The sequence below is a fragment of the Neisseria subflava genome, assembly GCF_024205705.1.
GTDB lineage: Bacteria > Pseudomonadota > Gammaproteobacteria > Burkholderiales > Neisseriaceae > Neisseria > Neisseria subflava_D.
Map to the genome: position 1 here is coordinate 471318 of NZ_CP073115.1, position 18248 is coordinate 489565.

The 18248-nt window shown below is 45.5% G+C and carries 16 protein-coding genes, 1 tRNA gene and 2 pseudogenes; 14 read left to right on the forward strand and 5 right to left on the reverse strand.

Annotation, left to right across the window (positions count from 1 at the left end):
- Positions 1 to 16: 16 nt before the first annotated feature.
- Positions 17 to 1010 (reverse strand): annotated as a pseudogene (locus KCG54_RS02320) (IS5 family transposase).
- Positions 1011 to 1090: 80 nt separating this feature from the next.
- Here KCG54_RS02320 and KCG54_RS02325 point away from each other — a divergent pair.
- The 3 genes and pseudogenes from KCG54_RS02325 to KCG54_RS02335 all read left to right on the forward strand — a co-directional run.
- Positions 1091 to 1264: pseudogene (locus KCG54_RS02325) on the forward strand (DNA adenine methylase); the annotation flags it as partial.
- 50 nt (positions 1265 to 1314) lie between these two features.
- Positions 1315 to 2162, forward strand: a protein-coding gene (locus tag KCG54_RS02330; protein ID WP_254324533.1) for an IS630 family transposase whose coding sequence is annotated in 2 segments (ribosomal slippage) — positions 1315 to 1630 and positions 1630 to 2162 — 849 coding nt in all. Because the reading frame shifts where the segments join, the coding sequence is not laid out codon by codon here.
- Positions 2163 to 2236: 74 nt separating this feature from the next.
- Entirely contained in the window at positions 2237 to 2731 is a 495-nt protein-coding gene (locus tag KCG54_RS02335; RefSeq protein WP_254324977.1) for a DNA adenine methylase, read from the forward strand.
- A gap of 307 nt (positions 2732 to 3038) precedes the next feature.
- Here KCG54_RS02335 and KCG54_RS02340 read toward each other — a convergent pair whose 3' ends face one another.
- Entirely contained in the window at positions 3039 to 4100 is a 1062-nt protein-coding gene (locus KCG54_RS02340) for a L,D-transpeptidase (RefSeq protein WP_254324534.1), read from the reverse strand.
- A gap of 139 nt (positions 4101 to 4239) precedes the next feature.
- Here KCG54_RS02340 and rlmD point away from each other — a divergent pair, with 139 nt between their 5' ends.
- The 10 genes from rlmD (at position 4240) to KCG54_RS02390 (ending at position 13355) form a co-directional block, all read left to right on the forward strand.
- Entirely contained in the window at positions 4240 to 5565 is a 1326-nt protein-coding gene (gene rlmD, locus KCG54_RS02345; RefSeq protein WP_254324535.1) for a 23S rRNA (uracil(1939)-C(5))-methyltransferase RlmD, read from the forward strand.
- A gap of 124 nt (positions 5566 to 5689) precedes the next feature.
- Positions 5690 to 7165 (forward strand): 23S rRNA methyltransferase, encoded by a 1476-nt coding sequence (locus tag KCG54_RS02350; RefSeq protein ID WP_254324536.1) that lies wholly within the window; start codon positions 5690 to 5692, stop codon positions 7163 to 7165.
- A gap of 23 nt (positions 7166 to 7188) precedes the next feature.
- Positions 7189 to 8292: a response regulator gene (locus KCG54_RS02355; protein WP_254324537.1), complete on the forward strand. Its 1104-nt coding sequence runs from the start codon at positions 7189 to 7191 to the stop codon at positions 8290 to 8292.
- A gap of 10 nt (positions 8293 to 8302) precedes the next feature.
- Positions 8303 to 8839: a GTP-binding protein gene (locus KCG54_RS02360; RefSeq protein WP_003748733.1), complete on the forward strand. Its 537-nt coding sequence runs from the start codon at positions 8303 to 8305 to the stop codon at positions 8837 to 8839.
- 1 nt (position 8840) lies between these two features.
- The gene (locus KCG54_RS02365; protein WP_254324538.1) at positions 8841 to 9482 is read left to right on the forward strand and encodes a peptidase M23; all 642 of its coding nucleotides are present in this window, start codon (positions 8841 to 8843) and stop codon (positions 9480 to 9482) included.
- A 39-nt stretch (positions 9483 to 9521) separates the two neighbouring features.
- A complete protein-coding gene (locus KCG54_RS02370) occupies positions 9522 to 9881 on the forward strand; it encodes a roadblock/LC7 domain-containing protein (protein ID WP_070587466.1) in 360 nt (119 codons plus the stop codon).
- A gap of 98 nt (positions 9882 to 9979) precedes the next feature.
- A tRNA-Asn gene (locus KCG54_RS02375) sits at positions 9980 to 10055 on the forward strand.
- A gap of 227 nt (positions 10056 to 10282) precedes the next feature.
- Positions 10283 to 10678 (forward strand): hypothetical protein, encoded by a 396-nt coding sequence (locus tag KCG54_RS02380; RefSeq protein ID WP_254324539.1) that lies wholly within the window; start codon positions 10283 to 10285, stop codon positions 10676 to 10678.
- Between the two features lie 352 nt (positions 10679 to 11030).
- Positions 11031 to 11405, forward strand: coding sequence for a DUF596 domain-containing protein (locus KCG54_RS02385; RefSeq protein WP_254324540.1), 375 nt, complete (start codon positions 11031 to 11033; stop codon positions 11403 to 11405).
- Positions 11406 to 11795: 390 nt separating this feature from the next.
- Positions 11796 to 13355, forward strand: a complete 1560-nt coding sequence (locus tag KCG54_RS02390; protein WP_128581231.1) for a TerC family protein — start codon at positions 11796 to 11798, stop codon at positions 13353 to 13355.
- A 63-nt stretch (positions 13356 to 13418) separates the two neighbouring features.
- Here KCG54_RS02390 and KCG54_RS02395 read toward each other — a convergent pair whose 3' ends face one another.
- Positions 13419 to 14522: an anhydro-N-acetylmuramic acid kinase gene (locus KCG54_RS02395; protein WP_070460125.1), complete on the reverse strand. Its 1104-nt coding sequence runs from the start codon at positions 14520 to 14522 to the stop codon at positions 13419 to 13421.
- Positions 14523 to 14675: 153 nt separating this feature from the next.
- On the opposite strand from KCG54_RS02395, the gene KCG54_RS02400 reads away from it, so the two are divergent.
- On the forward strand, positions 14676 to 16250 hold the full coding sequence (locus KCG54_RS02400; protein WP_070460128.1) for an inorganic phosphate transporter: 1575 nt from the start codon (positions 14676 to 14678) through the stop codon (positions 16248 to 16250).
- 224 nt (positions 16251 to 16474) lie between these two features.
- Here the strand turns inward: KCG54_RS02400 and KCG54_RS02405 are convergent, their stop codons facing one another.
- Together KCG54_RS02405 and aroC are read right to left on the reverse strand one after the other, a co-directional pair.
- Positions 16475 to 16912, reverse strand: a complete 438-nt coding sequence (locus KCG54_RS02405; RefSeq protein ID WP_254324541.1) for a ProQ/FINO family protein — start codon at positions 16910 to 16912, stop codon at positions 16475 to 16477.
- A 117-nt stretch (positions 16913 to 17029) separates the two neighbouring features.
- On the reverse strand, positions 17030 to 18130 hold the full coding sequence (gene aroC / locus KCG54_RS02410) for a chorismate synthase (RefSeq protein ID WP_254324542.1): 1101 nt from the start codon (positions 18128 to 18130) through the stop codon (positions 17030 to 17032).
- Positions 18131 to 18248: the final 118 nt, after the last annotated feature.

Consider the following 18248-nt stretch of genomic DNA (forward strand, 5'->3'; position numbering starts at 1 on the left):
GGCATCCAGCAGCCTTTTAGGCGGCAACAGGCGCACTTAGCCTGTTGGCGGCTTTCAATAGGTTCAAACACATCGCCTTCAGATGGCTTTGCGCACTCACTTTACACAGACCAAAATAGGCTGCCCGCGCATAGCAGAATTTACGGTGCAACGTACCGAAGCTTTGTTCGACCACATAACGGGTCTTCAACAAATATCGGTTACGTTTGGTTTGCACTTCCGACAGCGGACGGTTGCGGTGGGCTTTGCGCATAATGCCGTCCTGCAGCCGATGCTCTTCCAGATGTTGCCGGTTTTCCTTACTGACGTAGCCTTTATCGGCATAGACGGTCATACCTTCCAGCAAAGGCAACAGGTGTTTGCACTCATGGGCATTGGCGGGGGTAATGTGCAGTTTCTCGATATAGCCTTCCGCATCGGTACGGGTATGTTGTTTGTAACCGAGTTTGTAGAGGCCGTTTTTCTTTGTCCAGCGGGCATCTTTGTCCTTACTCGGTGTGGTTTGGCCGCTGACTTGTCCTTCCTCATCGACTTCTATAGCCTGGCGCTGTTTGCTGCCGGCGGTCTGAATAATGGTGGCGTCAATGACGGCGGCGGATGCTTTCTCTACTTTTAGGCCTTTTTCGGTCAGTTGGCGGTTAATCAGTTCCAGCAATTCGGACAGGGTGTCGTCTTGTGCCAGCCAGTTACGGTAACGGCATAAGGTGCTGTAATCGGGAATGCTCAGTTCGTCAAAATGGCAAAACAGGTTGAAATCGATGCGGGTGATGAGGCTGTGTTCGAGTTCGGGATCGGAGAGGCTGCCATTGTCCGAGCAGGACGGCTTTGAACATGGACAACAGGGGATAGGCGGGACGGCCGCGATGGTCTCGGAGGTAACGGGTTCTTTGACGATTCAGGTATTGTTCGATCGGCTGCTAATCAATCACTTGATCCAACTTCAATAGTGGGAAGCGGTCGATGTGTTTGGCAATCATGGCTTGTGCAGTTTGCTGGAAGAAGGTGCTCATGGAAAATCCCCTAAATGTCTTGATGGGAATTTAGGGGATTTTGGGGAATTTTGCAAAGGTCTCTACCTATTATCCCCTGGATGGGCGACAAACGTCGTTTGGCAAAACATCTTTTGCCTATGTTCCCCGAGCATTCTTGTTATGTTGAGTTGTTTTCCGGTGGCGCAGCGTTGTTCTTTATGCGCCCAACGCCTGCTAAAGTAGAGGTACTCAACGACATCAACGGACAGCTCATCAATCTCTATCGTGTGGTATAGTCAATTAAAAACAAAATAGTACAATAATCAACTTTGAAGGTCTAACCATGGCATACTCTGCGGACTTAAGAAACAAAGCTTTAAACTATTACGAACAATGCAAAAACATCAGCCAAACCGCAGCAACGTTTAACTTGTCAAGAAACACGCTTTACCTGTGGATTCGCCTTAAAAAACAAACAGGCAGCCTAAAACATCAAGTCACCGGTCTAAATGCCGTCAAATTGGATAGGCAAAAACTGGCTCAATATGTTGGGCAACACCCGGATGCCTATCTGCATGAAATCGCCAAACATTTTGATTGTACAGCAGCCGCCGTTTGCTATGCACTCAAACAGATGGGGATGACGCGCAAAAAAAGACCACCACTTACAAAGAACAAGACCCGGCCAAAGTAACGCATTATTTGACACAGCTGGCCGAATTTTCCGACTACCAACGTGTTTATTTGGATGAAACAGGATTTGACCGCTACCTGTTCCGTCCCTATGCCCGCAGCCTAAAAGGGCAAATAGTGAAAGCGCAGATAAGTGGAAAAAGATACCGACGCTTATCTCTGGTGTCCGCACAAGTCGGCAACCGGCTGATTGCTCCGATGGTTTATCAAAATACGATGACCGGAGTCTTTTTTGAAGCGTGGTTTCAGCAATGCCTACAGCCCACATTGACTCAAAAATCGGTGATTATTTTAGATAATGCACGATTTCACCGTATGGGTGTCTTACGGGAAATGGCGGAAAAATTGGGACATAAGGTATTGCCTCTTGCACCTTATTCACCTGAGCTCAACCCGATTGAGAAGGTGTGGGCGAATATTAAGCGGTATCTGAGAACCGTTTTGTCTGATTACGCTCGATTTGACGATGCACTATTATCCTATTTTGATTTTAATTAACTATACAACACCATTTCGACGAGTTCGTCCGTCAGTTCGAGTGGACGCTTACCAGCCGCGAGACATTCTCCTGCCTGCAAAACACGCCGCCCGAATGCATGACAGATATTCAACGTGCCGCTCGTTTCTTCTACCTTCAACACAACGCCTTCGGCGGCAAAACCGTCCATCAGCATTTTGGTACAGCTACCACGTCAAAAGCATGGGATGCATCTCAGATTGAGGTTAAATTAAAGGCTGCTAAAGACCGTTTAAAAGGTGTTTATATAGAGAATGAATCCTGGGATCGTTGCTTCAAGCGATATGACCGTGAGCACACCTTCTTCTATGCAGACCCACCATATTGGCAGACCGCAGGCTATGACCAATCATTTGGCTGGGAGCAGTATGAATTACTGGCCAAGGTAATGGCAGAGAGTAAGGGTAAGGTCATGCTATCCATTAATGACCACCCTGATATCAGGGAATTGTTCAAAGATTTCCGTATCACTCAACTTGAATTGGCTTATACAGTCGGAAGAAATAAAACTGGTAAAGCCAGTGGAGAATTGGTCGTATGTAATTGGTAAAATAAAAAGCGACGGTAGCGTCGCTTTTGTTCTCATTTCTGAATTGCAATTTATTTGGCACAGTCGATATTTTTAAAAGTGTCAAAATTTCCGCGAAACTATGACAAATCCGCCACGACCTTACACTTTGGAAAAGATGCTGGTTCAGGATTTACGGTGTAGAAAATAAGCATAATTAAAGCCCCTTTACTGACTTAGTTAAGGGGCTTTACAAGAATTAAGAATATGCGCCCCTGATGGAACGCAATATATAAGGCCGTCTGAAATTTAAGTTTCAGACGGCCTTTGGCTATGTATTTTGTTCTGCTTAGAACAGCAAATCTGCCGGTTCGCTGCTTGCCGGAGCACCTTTCACAGGAGCAGAGGCTGGGGCAGTAGCCGGTTCAGAAGCGGCTTTAGGTGCAGAAGCAGGAGCATCGGCCGGAGTGGTTGCCGGTTTGGCAGCTGGTTTTGCCGGTTTCACCGGAGTTGGACGAACGCTTTGTTTCGGTTCGGATGCTGCCTTGTTGGTATCGTCGGTAGCATCGACTTCGATTTCAGTGCCTTGAGGCAATACCACATCTTTAGCAGGAGCCGGTTTCGGCATGACTTTAGGTTTGCTGTAAGCATCCGTGCCGCTGGTCCATGCTAAAGACTTCAAAGGAGATTTGAGTTTTACACCTTTGGCGCAAGTCAGACAGTTTGCCGCGCCGGTGCGTCCTTTCAGGATTGCATCCACACGCGCGGCAGGAATGGTTTTGCCGTGTGCTTTTGCCCAAGCGGCAATGCTTTTTTTCAGGGCAGCCGTATCAAGGTTTTTCTTGTCGTATGGGTCGCGATAGGCAGCCAGCCACAAGTTTTGGTTGGCATCTTCGTTCAGACTTGCCATTTGATAGATAACGGAGGCAGGAGAACCTGTTGCGATGGTTTTGGCGAATTCCAATGCGTCAGGCGATTTCATGCGCACGCAACCATGGCTGCGGACGCCGGGTACGCTGGCAGGGGCATTGGTGCCGTGAATGCCAAGGCTTAATTTAGGGTCGCCAAGACGGACAAATACCGGGCCCAGCGGGTTATTCGGGCCGGCCGGTACGCTTTTAACTCCGTCATTGCGTTCTTTTTGGATGGATTTAGGGATATGCCAAACCGGGTTGTAGGCTTTTGCGCCTATTTTATGTTCGCCCAGATTGGTTTGGGTCATGGCTTTGCCGACGGCAACAGGATAAATTTTGCTCAGTTTACCGTTGTCGTAGAGGAACAAACGCTGTTGCGTAATATTGATAACGACGTGTTGTCCGGAAGAGGTGGGGGAGACGTCTGGAATAAGTGTGTTTGCAGCAGCGGCTGAAGTTAAAAGGGCGGCGGTCAGGCCGAACAGTATTTTTTTCATGTCGTCTTTTTTTGTAGGGTTTGAAATGAAAGTTTTTGGCGCATGATACCTGAAACTCTGTGTTTTTGTGAGAAAATATGCGCTTTCGGTATTGGAAGACAGTCAGACGGCCGGTAAGCGGCTGTCTGACGGAAACGGTATGAGTGTGAAAGAACGGTATCAAGAGGCGGAAGTTTTTTCTTTGGATTATGAGGGCAGGGGTGTTGCCAGAGTCGATGGGAAGACTGTATTCATCGGCGGTGCGCTGCCCGGAGAGCGTGTAACGTTTGCCATTCATAAAGAAAAAAAGCAGTTTGCAGAAGCTCAGGTCGAAACGGTTTTAAAACCTTCTTCCGAACGCATTGAGCCAGCTTGTTGCTATTTTGATACATGTGGCGGTTGTTCGCTTCAACATGTTTCCTTTGGCGCGCAAGTTGCATTAAAGCAACGGATTTTGGAAGAGCAGTTGGAACGGATAGGTAAGGTCAAGCCTGAGATAATTTTGCCCCCTTTATATGGTTACTCCTGGTATTATCGCGATAGGGCACGTTTAAGTGTTTCGATGGATAAGCAAGGCCGTCTGAAACTCGGTTTTCAGGCCAAAAAAAGCCATGATGTCGTCAATATCCGCCATTGCCATATTTTGCCTAAGCATGTGTCCGATAGGTTGCCTGATGTCCGCAATTTGCTGCAAAAGCTGCATGATGACGGTGTGAAAGTGAAATTTGTTGAGTTTTATTGCGGAAAAAATGTGACCGTATTCAACATTCGTTTCGTAAATCAACCGTTTGGACAAATATTAAGCGAATTGCGTAATTGGTTTGATAAGATATTGTCGGGTGCTGAAAAGGCATGGCAAATATGGTTGCAGGATCATGCCGAGTCCTGGCCGTTTTACCCTGAGAATGCGCCTGCCCTGAACTATACTTTTGCTCAATTTGATGTGGAAATGCCTTACAAACCCGGTGATTTTACGCAGATTAATGCGCAGCTAAACGAAGTGATGGTGGCAAGGGCGGTCAGACTTTTAAATCCTCAAAAAGGGGAGCGGATTGCCGATCTGTTTTGCGGTTTGGGCAATTTCAGTTTGCCGTTGGCAAAAAGTGGCGCATCGGTTGTCGGTATTGAAGGCGCTGATTATTTGGTAGATAGGGCAAAGGAAAATGCCCACCTAAATCGTTGTGCCGAGAATATGACGTTTTCTGTTGCCGACTTGTTCGATACTGATGAAAAAACTGTTGAGTCGTGGGGACAATTCGACAAGATGTTGCTCGATCCGCCGAGAAGTGGAGCTTATGCTGTTGTCAAATCACTACACAAGCCGTTTTTGCCTCAGAAGATAGTGTATGTTTCGTGTAATCCATCAACATTTGCACGAGATGCCGGTGTCTTGGTTGATAAGGGCTATAAGTTTAAGGTGGCGGGAATCATGAATATGTTTGCACAAACCTCGCATGTTGAATCCATTGGTGTGTTTGAGTTGTAAATTGGTATCAAGTCCTTTATGTGGGTAGGGTTTCTAATGTAAAAATGGGTGCGTTCATGTTATCATCATTCGTTTTGGGAATGAATAACGTTGAAGTTGCGTGTAAAGCAACAGATGTTAATAAATGCAGTTTGCAGCACAAGACTGGGAGGTGTTCTTGAACTATCAACTTTTAACTATTTTTTTGCTGGTGCTTTTTTTGCTGGTGTTGGTTTTTGTTCGTCATAAACAAAGTAACAATTCAGACAAACAAAGCGCGCATGCATCAAAAAGCGGCCGTACATCTGCTGCTCATACAGCCTCCTCTGAGGATGGAAACGACTGGATTGAGAAAGTCAACCAGACAGTTTCCAATGCGGATAATCAAGACTGGGAATGGGGCGGAAGCGGCTCAAACGATGTAACAGCTTCTGTTTCCGCACAAGAAGTCGATCCGTTGACCGAATATCAGGTTTATAAACAGTTCGGCTATGAGAGCAAAGCAGCGGAGTCTTTAGCCGGTTATCTCAATACTTTGGAAGACGGTGCGCCGGAAAAGCTGGTTCATGAATTAATTGGTTTGAATCTGCGAGTCGGCAATATCGATATGCTGGCGGATACGCTTGAGCGTCATAGTGCTTCCCTTTCTGAAGACAGCGTAGCCGAATACCTGAAAGCCGGTCTGGCTTTGGATTCTACTAACCTGCGCCTGCGTGTTTTTGCCGAGCATCATCTCGGTTGGAATATGCAGGAAGTGGACCGTCAAATTGGTGAACAAAGCGGTTTGGAAGTTGCTTCCGACGAGCATATTGCCTTTGAGAGCGATTCGGTTGAACGCATTGTTGTTCCAGGTATGGGCAAACGTGCGCCTATCGTATTAGGCAAGAAAGATTTTGGCGAAATCAGTCCTGAAGAGATGGGGGCGGTTATTGGTTTTGCCAAACCGGAGCGCAGTGCAAAAATCCTGAAAGACAAGATTAGCTACGAGACTGCTTTGCATCAATACAACAAAGCAATCCAAACTTCTGCGAAGCCTGCTGGTCTCATTATCGATGCCTTGCGTCTGGATTATCAGAATGAAGAAGTAGGGCAGTTTGCCAAGCATCTGTGGAAGCTTTACCACTCTTTGGGTCAATATGGCCGTCAAGTAAAAGAACGTATGCTTGGTTGGGGTTATAGCCTTGGTTATCACGAAATTTTTGATGATTTGGAAAAAGGGCCGTCTGAGCAGCAAATTAAAGAGATTGGCTTAAAGCGCGGTTATATTCAGCCAAGTTTTTTGCAGATGAAAGCCAAATATCGTGAGTTGGTTCAAAAAGACTCTTCAGTTATCAGCGCCAGCTCTTCACCTGCTGATGAAGCTCTGAAAGAAGTGGAATCTTTGTTGGCCTACGGTCAGTTGGATTTGGCCATCGGTACTTTGGAACAGGCTGTTTTGCAGTATCCTCAAGAATCGCAGTTGTACATTATCTTGTTTGATTTGTACGAACGCGTTGAAGATTGGGGACGTTTGGAACAATTTCTGCGCTTGTTGCGTGAGCGTGTTGTCAGCTTGCCTGAAGAGGTTGTCTTGGCAATGAGCCGTCTCTTGCAACGAATGAACCAATATTCAAAAAAATAAGATAATCGTAGAAAGTACGAGTGATGAATAATCATTTACCAAAAATTAAAACCATACGGGTTATGTTACAGGAGATGGGTGAGCAACAGCAGGCGGTATTCCGTATGGCATTTAAAATGCACAATACGACGAATTACGTCATCGTTTCTCCTGATTCTGATGAAAAACCGGATTTGGTATTGGTTGATACCGATACTCCGGCAGGTGTAGAAGCTTGGAAAGAGTTGAAGAAAACTTATCCGGAAGTATCTGTGGCTATGTTTTCTTCCGAGTTGCCGACAGTAACGACTCCTTATTTGGCTAAGCCGGTCAAATTCGATACCTTGTTTCCTGTTTTGCGTAGCCTGGCTCAAGGTGGCAATGTTTTTGAGCCGTCTGAGCAACAAGCGGCTGAAGAGAATAAAAAACAATCAAATTCCGACGGTACAAGAAAAGCAACTATTCGCCGATTTAATCCAAATAAAGGCTTGTTGGGTGCGCTGAAATTTGCCAGTCAAGGACACCAAGATATTGCCGTCTTGCATGAAGGCAAGCCGATATTAATCGTGTTTCCTAGTATCCAGCGAGTACTGCTGACAGTCAGTGCCAATGAGTTGGAGAAATTGTGTAAGAACGATAACTTGGCTGTCGTGTGTAAGGCTGTCCCTGATAATCCTCAATGGAAAGAAAAAGCCAAAGTCACCATTATGTCATGCTTGTGGCAAATGGCTATTTGGACTGCATCAGGCCGTCTGATTTATCCGATGACGCCGCAAACAGTCTTTACACTCAAGCGTTGGCCAAACTTAACCCGTTTGGCGCATGTTCCAGAATCTATGCGTTTGTCGGCATTTCTGACGAAAACGTCTGTTAATCTGAACATCCTCTATAAAGTCATGCCTTTGGAAATGCCTGATATTTTGAATTATTTATCGGCAACATATATGACAGGCTTTTTGGCGACAGATACAGAGTTTGCAACTGATGCGAACAATACGCCTTCGTTGAACGAACAGATTGATGTGAATAGCAAAGACGTACCTGAAACAGCAATGAGCAAAGAGGCTCAAAAAATTGCCGGTCCGTCGAAAGAACAACCTCGCGGCCTGTTGCAACGCCTGATGCGTAAGTTGCTGGGTAAATCGTAAAGGACACGTCATGAAAGAAAATAAAATTATCTTTACCGGTCCTGTCGGCGTAGGTAAAACCACTGCAATTTCAGCTTTATCTGATGAACCGCCGGTTCAAACCGATGCATCCGCATCCGATATGACACTTGTCCGCAAGGGGTACACGACTGTGGCGATGGACTACGGTGTCATTCATTTGGATGAGGAAACCAAGGTTCACCTCTATGGTACGCCTGGTCAGGAGCGTTTTAATTTCATGTGGGAAATTCTGAGCCAAGGCAGTATGGGCTTGGTACTTCTTTTAGATAATACAAGAAGCAACCCATTGAAAGACTTGCAATTCTTCTTGGATGCGTTCCGCGAGTTGCTGAAAAAAGCGCCTTTGGTTGTAGGGGTAACGAAGATGGATATCCGATCCTTACCAAGCGTGGATGTTTATCAAAAATATTTAGCACAGAATAATTTTAATGTACCGGTTTTTGAGATTGATGCGCGTCGAGAAGACGATGTAAAACAATTGGTTACTGCCATGTTGTTCTCAATTGACCCCGGATTAGAGGTATAAGATGGAAGCGACACTCTCTTTACAAGCAAATTTATATCCTAAGATTACACCGGCAGGTGCGTATTATGCTGTTTCAAGTGATACGCCCAGTGCCAGCAGAACTTTATTGTATGGTCTGTTGCGTGCAGAGCCGTCTGAAACCATCAGCAGCGAAAAAATCTTGGCGTGGGCGGATACCAGCGACATCAATACCGCTTTGAACCTGCTGTACCGCCTCCAACGCTTGGAATTTTTGTATGGTAATGAGGAAATCAGCACAGACGACATCCATTTGACTGACGAGCAATTGCCTACATTGTTGGAACAGTTGTCTAATTCTGGCAAAGCTTTATTGGCTGATGAAAACGGTTTGTATTTTGCCAATGCCAATTTCCATCACGAGGCTGCGGAAGAGTTGGGTCTTTTGGCGAGTGAAGTGGCCAAAATGGAAGACAATCACCGTCTTTTGATTCGCAATAACCTGCATATCAATAATAGCGCATGGGGTATTTGTGATCCTTCAGGCCAAAGTGAATTGACCTTTTTCCCTCTGTATATTGGCATGACCAAGCTGATTTTGGTAATTGGCGGAATGCCTGACTTAAATAAAGAGGCTTTTGTTACTTTGGTTAAAGTGCTGTACCACCGATACGGCAGCCGTTGATTTTTGCCTGACCGATATTTATTTTAGAATGGAGCGACTATGCAACAACTATTAATCTCTGTATTAAGCGATTTGAACAATACCTCTGCTGATATCACTGCTTCTGCAGTTATTTCTACAGACGGCCTGCCGATCGCAACCATGCTGCCTTCCCACCTGAATGCAGACCGTGTAGGCGCGATGTCGGCAACGCTTCTGGCATTGGGCAATCGTTCCGTACATGAGTTGGCTTGCGGTGAGTTGGATCAGGTAATGGTTAAAGGTAAAAATGGCTATATTCTGTTGAGTCAAGCAGGTGAAAATGCAGTATTGGCATTGATGGCAAAAGAAAGCGGTAAATTGGGCTTGATTTTGTTGGATGCGAAACGTGCGGCCAAACAAATTTCTGAAATCTTATAAAATTTTTATAAATTAAAAAGATATAAAAATATTTTTGTTTTTATATAGATTGTTGCTTGACAGATTTCTGATATTTTCTATATAATTTCATCTTTAATTCCCCGATAGCTCAGTCGGTAGAGCGACGGACTGTTAATCCGCAGGTCCCTGGTTCGAGCCCAGGTCGGGGAGCCAAATTTTAAAACCACCATGTTACATGGTGGTTTTTATTTTATCTATTGGTTAATATTTTAAGATATTTTGATGATGATTGATTAAATGATTATACTTAATTCATTAGCCTTCATAGAAACAAATTATTAAAGTGCCATCACAACCATCCATATGAAAGTGGAAAAGACTTTTGGAGAGCTATAAATCGTAGCAATCCAAAAGATAAAATAATTTATGAAAGGTTAAAAATGATTTACTCAGCAAAGCTAAAAAAAATGGATGAAAGAATTGAGGAATTTGCATATTTTTCTATAGAAAATAACAATCTATATTGTTTCCTTAATTGTTGTCCAATGGCTATTGAAGTGAATAAAGTTTACAATGTGGAACTTGACTATTTCATTATTGATGAGTTTATATTGGAAGAGGTTAATACAGATGAATCTGTTATTATTCCTTTTGAAAGAATAGGTAATAGTACACAATATAAGATAACAGGTAGGCTAGATGGTAATACATTTACAGCTGGAAATATTTGCTTTGAAGATGATGCTCTTCAATTAGAATATTCTTATTTAGATGGCAGATTAATTACTTTAACTGTATGGAGATTAAATATATCTGTAATTTCTGAAAGTGTATAATCGGGAAAACGTATATTTTCTTAGAAAATTAATGTCAATATAAACCATTTTGTCTGAAAAAATCCCAATTTTCAGACGGCTTGAGACCTTGGCAAAACCTTCTAAATTCCTACCTATTTAGGAGGAGCATCTGGGTATCCGGGGAAAAGGGAGACTTTTGGGGAAAAAGAAATTTAGATATGGAATAGTTGAAATCTTGTGTCCGGGTTGCGGCGATTGGCTACAGAGGGTTTTGCAAAGGTTTCAACATTTAACTAACGCTCGATGGACATTAGAGTTCCACAAGGTACCATCATCTCTTAAGGGTGGTGTATTGGAGCTTAAATTTCAATAATTTATAAAGGATATTCCCGTGGATAAGAAACAAAAATTTGAGATTCTTGATTTTAATTTGAAGTTGTCTGCGATCTTTAATTCATATAAAGAATACATGCATATTGATCTTCAAGATCCGAACTTAAAAGATAAATTCTGTTCTTTTCTTGAAGAGCTTATAGATGATGGTTCAATTCGTTTGTATGATTATACTAATGGTATTGGAACTCCTCTGACTGGAACTTCAAAAGAACAGGTGCAGAAATTAAAAGACATATGGCCGACTTTGGAATATGCCCAAGAAGTCTTTCCTGAAGACCTTTGGTATTACTTGGAATGGCTTTGGTGGGATATTTTGAGCACCATAGGTTTGGATGGCATACCGAATATTGATATTTATGAGACGGTATAATGTGTAAGATTTGAGGTATTGGCAAAATCCTCTAAATTTTCACCCAGACATTTAGGGGATTTCTTATAAGAATCTTCTTTCAGCAAACCGAACAAACTATGATCACCAAATATATCGACCGATTCCTTTTGTTAACGCTGGAGAAAGTGATTTGTTGGCAGCTGTAGACTGTTTTTAAAAGAAAATATGCTGTCAGACTTTGCCTTTCTTTCGTCAAACTGATAAACTGTTTGCCATTATTGTTGACCGAGGCATAATTTTTTCATGAAAGACGCAGAGCAGAGTAGTTGTTATACCGCTTCTTTCCCTTTATTTATGCCCGAACTTTGGCAGTCTGTCCGTTTTAAGCGGAACGGCTGCCTTTTTGTATTTTAAAGGAACGCAATCATTATGGATTTCAGTTGGTTGGCAGAGCCACATACTTGGATAGGCTTTGCCACGCTTCTGGTTTTGGAAGTTGTTTTAGGTATTGATAACCTTGTTTTCGTAGCGATTTTGGCAAACAAGGTCAAACCGTTGCAACGGGATAGGGCGCGGATAACGGGCTTGGGTTTGGCTGTCGTTATTCGGATTTTCATGCTGGGCTTCATGGCACACATCATGACGCTGACGCGTCCTTTGTTTGAGCTGGGTGGTCTGGAGATTTCCGGCAAAGACATGATTATGTTTGCCGGTGGTATTTTCCTGCTTTATAAAGCGACTACCGAGCTGCACGAACGCCTTGAAGGCCACAATCAATTTGCTGTTGCTGAAGGGCAGAAGAAGCATTCTGCTTTTTGGGGCGTTGTGGCGCAAATCTTGATTTTGGATGCTGTTTTCTCTATCGATTCTGTTATCACGGCAGTGGCGATGGTGGATCATATTGTGGTGGCAATGGGGGCGGTTGTTGTGGCGATGACGGTGATGATTTCCGCCAGCAAACCGTTGACCGCCTTTGTGGACAAGCATCCGACCGTAGTGATGTTGTGTTTGGGTTTCTTGTTGATGATTGGTTTCAGCCTGATTGCAGAAGCCTTCCATTTCCATATTCCGAAAGGCTATTTGTATGCGGCGATTGGCTTCTCGATTTTGATAGAACTGTTTAATCAGGTTTCTCAAAAGAATGCCCGTAAAAATGACTACATCAGCACTTCTTGGCGTAAGCGTACCGCTGAAAATGTGTTGGGTATGATGGGTATCCGCGAAAGCATTTTGGCAAAAGCAGGCGATAACGGCGGCGATGACGAGCATTTTGAAGAAAACGAAAAATCCATGATTCGCAGCGTGCTGACTTTGGCGGAACGCCCGATTATGGGCGTGATGATTCCGCGTCGGGAAATCGAGAAATTGGATATTTCCCAAAGTCGGGAAGAACAAAATGCGCAGTTGAAAAATACGCCGTATAGCCGTTTGCTGGTTGTCGGCAAGGCAGGTGTAGATGAGCCTTTGGGCTATATCAGTAAAAAAGATTTGCTGAACCAGCTGCTTGAATCAGGAGAAATCAATATTCAGACGGCCTTGCGCCAACCATTGATTTTGCCGGACAGTACGACGGCGTTAAATGCGATTGAATTGTTCCGTCAAAGCAGCGCGGATTATGCGTTGGTGGTGGACGAGTTTGGCGCGGTGCTGGGTATGGTGACCATGAAAGATTTATTGGAAACCATTGCCGGTGAGTTCCCCGAAGAGTTTGAGCGTGAGGAAGAAGAAGCTGCTCCAGCCAGTCAGGATGAAACGCTGTCTGTGGATGGTGCATTGGAGTATGTGGAATTGGCTTCACAGTTAAATCTGCCTGCTCAAGAGGAAGACGCGGACTTTCATACCGTTGCCGGTTTGATTATGGAAGAATTGCAAAGTATTCCTGATGTGGGCGACTTCATCGATTATCATGGCTGGCGTTTTGAAGTGGTTGAGAAGGACGGACAACGGATTGCCCGTGTGAAAATCAATCGTTTGCCGGAAGAAGAATAAGGAAAGGCTAATATAGTAAAGGCCGTCTGAAAATGTTCAGACGGCCTTTTTATTGATTTAACTTTAGTTGCCGTAATGTCCTGAGCCTAAAATTCGGTGTGAATGTGCGCCGGTTGCATGGTGGGGATTGCTCGGGACTTGATTGCACCAACAGGCTGCAAGCCAGGCAAAAGCGGCGGCTTCCACCCATTGCGGGTCAAGATGGAGCTTGGCTGTACTGTGCAATTTGGTGTCGGGAGAAAACAGGGTTTCCAAGTCTTGCATCAAAACAGGATTGCGGATGCCGCCGCCGCAGATATAAAGATGATGAATCACCGGAGCAGCTTGTTTGGCCGCGTCAAAAATGGTTTGTGCGGTATAAAAGACCAATGTACGTATCACATCTTCCGGCTTTTCATTACCTTTCAGATGGCCTTGAAGCCAGCTTAGGGAAAACAACTCTCGGCCTGTACTTTTGGGATAAGGGCGGCTGAAATAAGGATGGTCGAGCAGGGAAGCGAGCAGATCAGGGAGGATTTTGCCTTGTGCAGCTTTTTCCCCGTTTTTGTCGTAAGGCTGCTGCCAAATATGTTGCATCCATGCATCCATCAGCATATTGCCGGGGCCGGTATCGAAGCCGAAAGAAGGGCTGTCGTGTGGGAGGATACTGATATTGGAAATACCGCCAATGTTGAGTACGGCGCGGGTTTCATTCGCATCTTGAAACAGCGCTTCGTGAAAGGCTGGAACGAGGGGTGCACCTTGGCCGTTGCAGGCAAGGTCGCGGCTGCGAAAGTCGCCGACAGTGAAAATGCCGGTCAGTTCAGCTAACAGGGAGAGGTTGACCAGTTGAATGCTGTAACCGTGTTCAGGCGCATGGCGGATGGTTTGTCCGTGGCAGCCGATCGCGGCAATGTCTTTGGCCGACAGGTTTTGTTCTGCCAATAGTTGTTGGACGGTTTGGGCGTATAGGCGGCTGAGTGTTTGCGCCAGGATATTGCTTCTGTGCAATTCATTTTCGCCTATGTCTTGCAGTGCCAACAATTCTTGGCGCAGGCCGTCTGAATAGGGTAGAAAGCTGTGGGCAACGGCTCGTTGCCATTGCTTGCCCTGCATTTGAATCAGTACGGCATCGGCACCGTCCATGCTGGTTCCTGACATGATGCCGATATAGTATTGGGGTTGCATTTCGGTTACAGAAAGAGAAGGTAAAACGACATTTTAACGCCTTTTGACGTTTTTACGGGAATTTCGGCATTTAATGTAAATAGTTGGTGCAAGAAAGATTACAAAAAGGTTAAAATAACGCGACTCAACATGTTTTCCAAAAGGAAACTTTCCATGGCTCAAACTCAGTCGAGTGCGAACTTGAAGCTGATTAATACGGTTTTTGCCGCTATGCTTGTGAGCATGGTCGGCTATTTTATTTATTGGGGTTTGGGTTATACCCACTACAACCACTCAGTCCTGTTTATCCTTGCTACCTTTTTCGGCGTCTTCATGGCGTTTAATGTGGGTGGTAATGATATTGCCAACTCTTTCGGTACAAGTGTCGGCTCCGGCACATTGACCATTCCGCAAGCTTTGCTGATTGCGGCAGTATTTGAAGTCAGCGGCGCAGTGATTGCCGGCGGCGAGGTAACAGATACCATCCGTAAGGGTATTATCGATTTGAATGGCATGCATCTGGATCCGATGCAGTTTGTCTTTATTATGATGTCTGCGCTTTTGGCTGCGGCATTGTGGCTGCTTTTCGCATCACGCAAAGGTCTGCCGGTTTCCACTACACATGCCATTATCGGCGGTATCGTCGGTAGTGCCTTGTGTATGGCGGCATTGAACGGTGTGGATTCCGTTGCGCTGATTCAATGGGACAAGTTGGGCGAAATTGCCTTGTCTTGGATTTTGTCTCCGGTATTGGGCGGTATCGTTTCCTATCTGTTGTTTTCACGAATTAAGAAAAACGTTTTGGACTACAACTCTTGGGCCGATAATACGCTCAAAGGCATCAAGCTGGAGAAGAAAGCCTATAAAGAAGAACACCGCCTGTTTTTTGAAGCCTTGAGTGAATCTGAAAAAGTCGAATACGCCACCAAAATGGCGCACGATGCCCAAATTTATGATGAGCCGGACTTTGATCCTGAAGAATTGCAGTCTGAGTATTATCGCGGTCTGCACCGCTTTGACAGCCGTAAGGGCGAAGTAGATTCTTACAAAGCCCTGCACTCTTGGGTGCCGTTTATCGCTTCTGTCGGCGGCATGATGATTGCGGCCATGTTGATTTTCAAAGGTCTGAAAAATCTGCATTTGGGCATGAGCAACGTCAACAGCTTCCTGACCATTTTCATGATCGGTGCGGCTATTTGGATGGGTACGTTTGTATTTGCCAAAAGTTTAAAACGCAAAGATTTGGATAAATCGACTTTCCAAATGTTCTCATGGATGCAGGTATTTACCGCTTGCGGTTTCGCATTCAGCCATGGTGCGAACGATATTGCCAATGCGATTGGTCCGTTTGCCGCGATTATGGATGTGTTGCGTACCAACAGCATTACTGCCCAAAACGCCGTGCCGCCGATTGCCATGTTGACTTTCGGTATCGCTTTGATCGTCGGCTTATGGTTTGTCGGTAAAGAAGTGATTAAAACCGTAGGCACCAGCTTGGCAGAAATGCACCCCGCGTCAGGCTTCTCAGCAGAGCTTTCTGCCGCCGCCGTCGTGATGGCCGCATCATTTATGGGCTTGCCTGTTTCCAGTACCCATATCTTGGTGGGTGCAGTTTTGGGTATCGGCTTGGTTAACCGCAATGCCAACTGGAAGTTGATGAAACCGATCGGCCTTGCTTGGGTTATTACCTTGCCTGCCGCTGCCGTTTTGTCTGTTGTCAGCTATTTGGTTTTACAAGCCGTGTTTTAATTGATTATTTTATTTCAAAAGGCCGTCTGAAAGATATTTCAGACGGCCTTTACTTATGTTCATAAGAGGAGATTTTAGTTTGTTATGAACAGGCAAAGCTATTTTTAATCAGCCCACTATAAGGTTAAGACAGTAAAAAAGCCCCAATTCATCGACGTTAAAGATGTCGTATTGAATTGGGGTCTCTATTTATTTAGTGCAAGCCTTATCAGGCCGTCTGAACATTATTCGGCAGCTTTGTTGGTCTCCGCTTGTACAGGAGCCGCTTCTGTTTCAGCGGTAGCCTTAGCGGCTTGGCGTTCGGCTTGTGCAGCCAATGCCTGTTGAACGGCTGGGTGCTGTTGGGCGATGGTTTGTTCTTCTGCGCTGACTTCGCCTTTGAAGCGGTTGTTCAAGTCAAAACGTTTGCCGCCGCGAGCTAGGGCTTTCAGATAGCGCGGACGGCGGCAGTGGTTAGCCAGTACGCGTGCAATCAGTGCAGGGTCGTATTGGGGTAGGGCAGCAACCAAGTCTTGGTCGATGCCGACGGCTAACGGTTTGAATCGTTTGAATACATCATATTTGCCGTAAATGTGGTCGGCAATCATGTCTGTCTGTTTTTTCTTGCTCATGGTTTGGACGGCAGATTTCAGCGCAGCGCCCAAAGCGGTTTCTTGTGCCATTGCGGTTGTATTCCTCTAATATAAATCCGTATTTTCGTCATACGACAATAAGGTGCTATTGTAGTATAAAGACTGTGATTTGGCTAAATTTTTCTGAGAATATTCAGAAATAAACGGTTATTTTTCCAATTTGGCAATGTCCGGTGTATTAACCTGAACATCGGCATTTTGCGCACGATGGCGTAAGGCGTGATCGATCAAGACCAATGCCAGCATAGCTTCTGCAATCGGAGCGGCGCGTAATCCGACGCAGGGGTCGTGGCGGCCGTGTGTGGCAAGTTCGACAGGGTTGCCTTCTATATCAATGCTGCGGCGCGGTGTGGTGATGGAACTGGTCGGTTTGATGGCAATATTCACATGAATGTTTTGTCCGGTGCTGATGCCGCCCAAGATGCCGCCTGAGTGGTTGGACAGGAAGCCTTGAGGCGTGAGCTCGTCGCCGTGCTCGCTGCCGCGTTGCGTTACGCTATCAAAACCTGCGCCGATTTCCACGCCTTTGACGGCGTTAATACCCATCATGGCATAGGCAATTTCTGCATCGAGGCGATCAAAAACCGGTTCGCCCAAGCCGACGGGGACGTTAGCCGCTTCGATATGAAGTTTTGAGCCGACAGAATCCAATGATTTGCGCACGCTGTCCATATAGTTTTCCAAGTCCTCAATTTGGCTTTGGTTGGCGGCAAAAAAAGGATTTTGGGAAATGTATTCGTAACCTTCAAACTGGATTTCTTTTTCGCCGACTTGGGTCACGTAGGCGGTAATTTCAGTACCGAATTTTTCTTTCAGCCATTTTTTAGCGACTGCTCCGGCAGCAACGCGGGCAGCGGTTTCGCGGGCGGAACTTCTACCGCCGCCGCGATAGTCGCGTGTACCGTATTTGTGCCAGTAGGTATAATCAGCATGTCCGGGACGAAAACTGGTGGCGATATTACCATAGTCTTTGCTACGTTGGTCGGTATTGCGGATCAGGAGGGCAATGGGTGTACCGGTGGTTTTGCCTTCGAATACGCCGGAGAGGATTTCGACTTGGTCGGTTTCGCGGCGTTGGGTAACGTGGCGGCTGGTGCCGGGTTTGCGGCGGTCAAGGTCAAATTGGATATCCGCTTCGCTCAATTCTAATCCGGGCGGGCAGCCGTCAATGATGCAGCCCAAGCCTGCGCCGTGGCTTTCGCCGAAAGTGGTAACGGTAAAGATTTGTCCGAAGGTATTGCCTGCCATAGGGATACTCTTTTGAAATTGGGTTTGGAAGTTTTTTGCTTATTTGGATAATTCTCAGGCCGTCTGAACAGATGTGAGAACGAAATCAAAGATTCTCGTTTCACCGTTCAGACGGCCT

Excerpts from the sequence above, each read along its gene's own strand:
- KCG54_RS02340 (WP_254324534.1), bottom strand. The coding sequence starts at position 4,100 with ATGAAAAAAATACTGTTCGGCCTGACCGCCGCCCTTTTAACTTCAGCC.
- KCG54_RS02395 (WP_070460125.1), bottom strand. The coding sequence starts at position 14,522 with ATGCAACCCCAATACTATATCGGCATCATGTCAGGAACCAGCATGGAC.
- KCG54_RS02360 (WP_003748733.1), top strand. The coding sequence starts at position 8,303 with ATGAAAGAAAATAAAATTATCTTTACCGGTCCTGTCGGCGTAGGTAAA.
- aroC (WP_254324542.1), bottom strand. The coding sequence starts at position 18,130 with ATGGCAGGCAATACCTTCGGACAAATCTTTACCGTTACCACTTTCGGC.
- KCG54_RS02370 (WP_070587466.1), top strand. The coding sequence starts at position 9,522 with ATGCAACAACTATTAATCTCTGTATTAAGCGATTTGAACAATACCTCT.
- KCG54_RS02390 (WP_128581231.1), top strand. The coding sequence starts at position 11,796 with ATGGATTTCAGTTGGTTGGCAGAGCCACATACTTGGATAGGCTTTGCC.
- KCG54_RS02380 (WP_254324539.1), top strand. The coding sequence starts at position 10,283 with ATGATTTACTCAGCAAAGCTAAAAAAAATGGATGAAAGAATTGAGGAA.
- KCG54_RS02405 (WP_254324541.1), bottom strand. The coding sequence starts at position 16,912 with ATGGCACAAGAAACCGCTTTGGGCGCTGCGCTGAAATCTGCCGTCCAA.
- KCG54_RS02400 (WP_070460128.1), top strand. The coding sequence starts at position 14,676 with ATGGCTCAAACTCAGTCGAGTGCGAACTTGAAGCTGATTAATACGGTT.
- KCG54_RS02350 (WP_254324536.1), top strand. The coding sequence starts at position 5,690 with ATGCAGTTTGCAGCACAAGACTGGGAGGTGTTCTTGAACTATCAACTT.
- rlmD (WP_254324535.1), top strand. The coding sequence starts at position 4,240 with ATGAGTGTGAAAGAACGGTATCAAGAGGCGGAAGTTTTTTCTTTGGAT.
- KCG54_RS02365 (WP_254324538.1), top strand. The coding sequence starts at position 8,841 with ATGGAAGCGACACTCTCTTTACAAGCAAATTTATATCCTAAGATTACA.
- KCG54_RS02355 (WP_254324537.1), top strand. The coding sequence starts at position 7,189 with ATGAATAATCATTTACCAAAAATTAAAACCATACGGGTTATGTTACAG.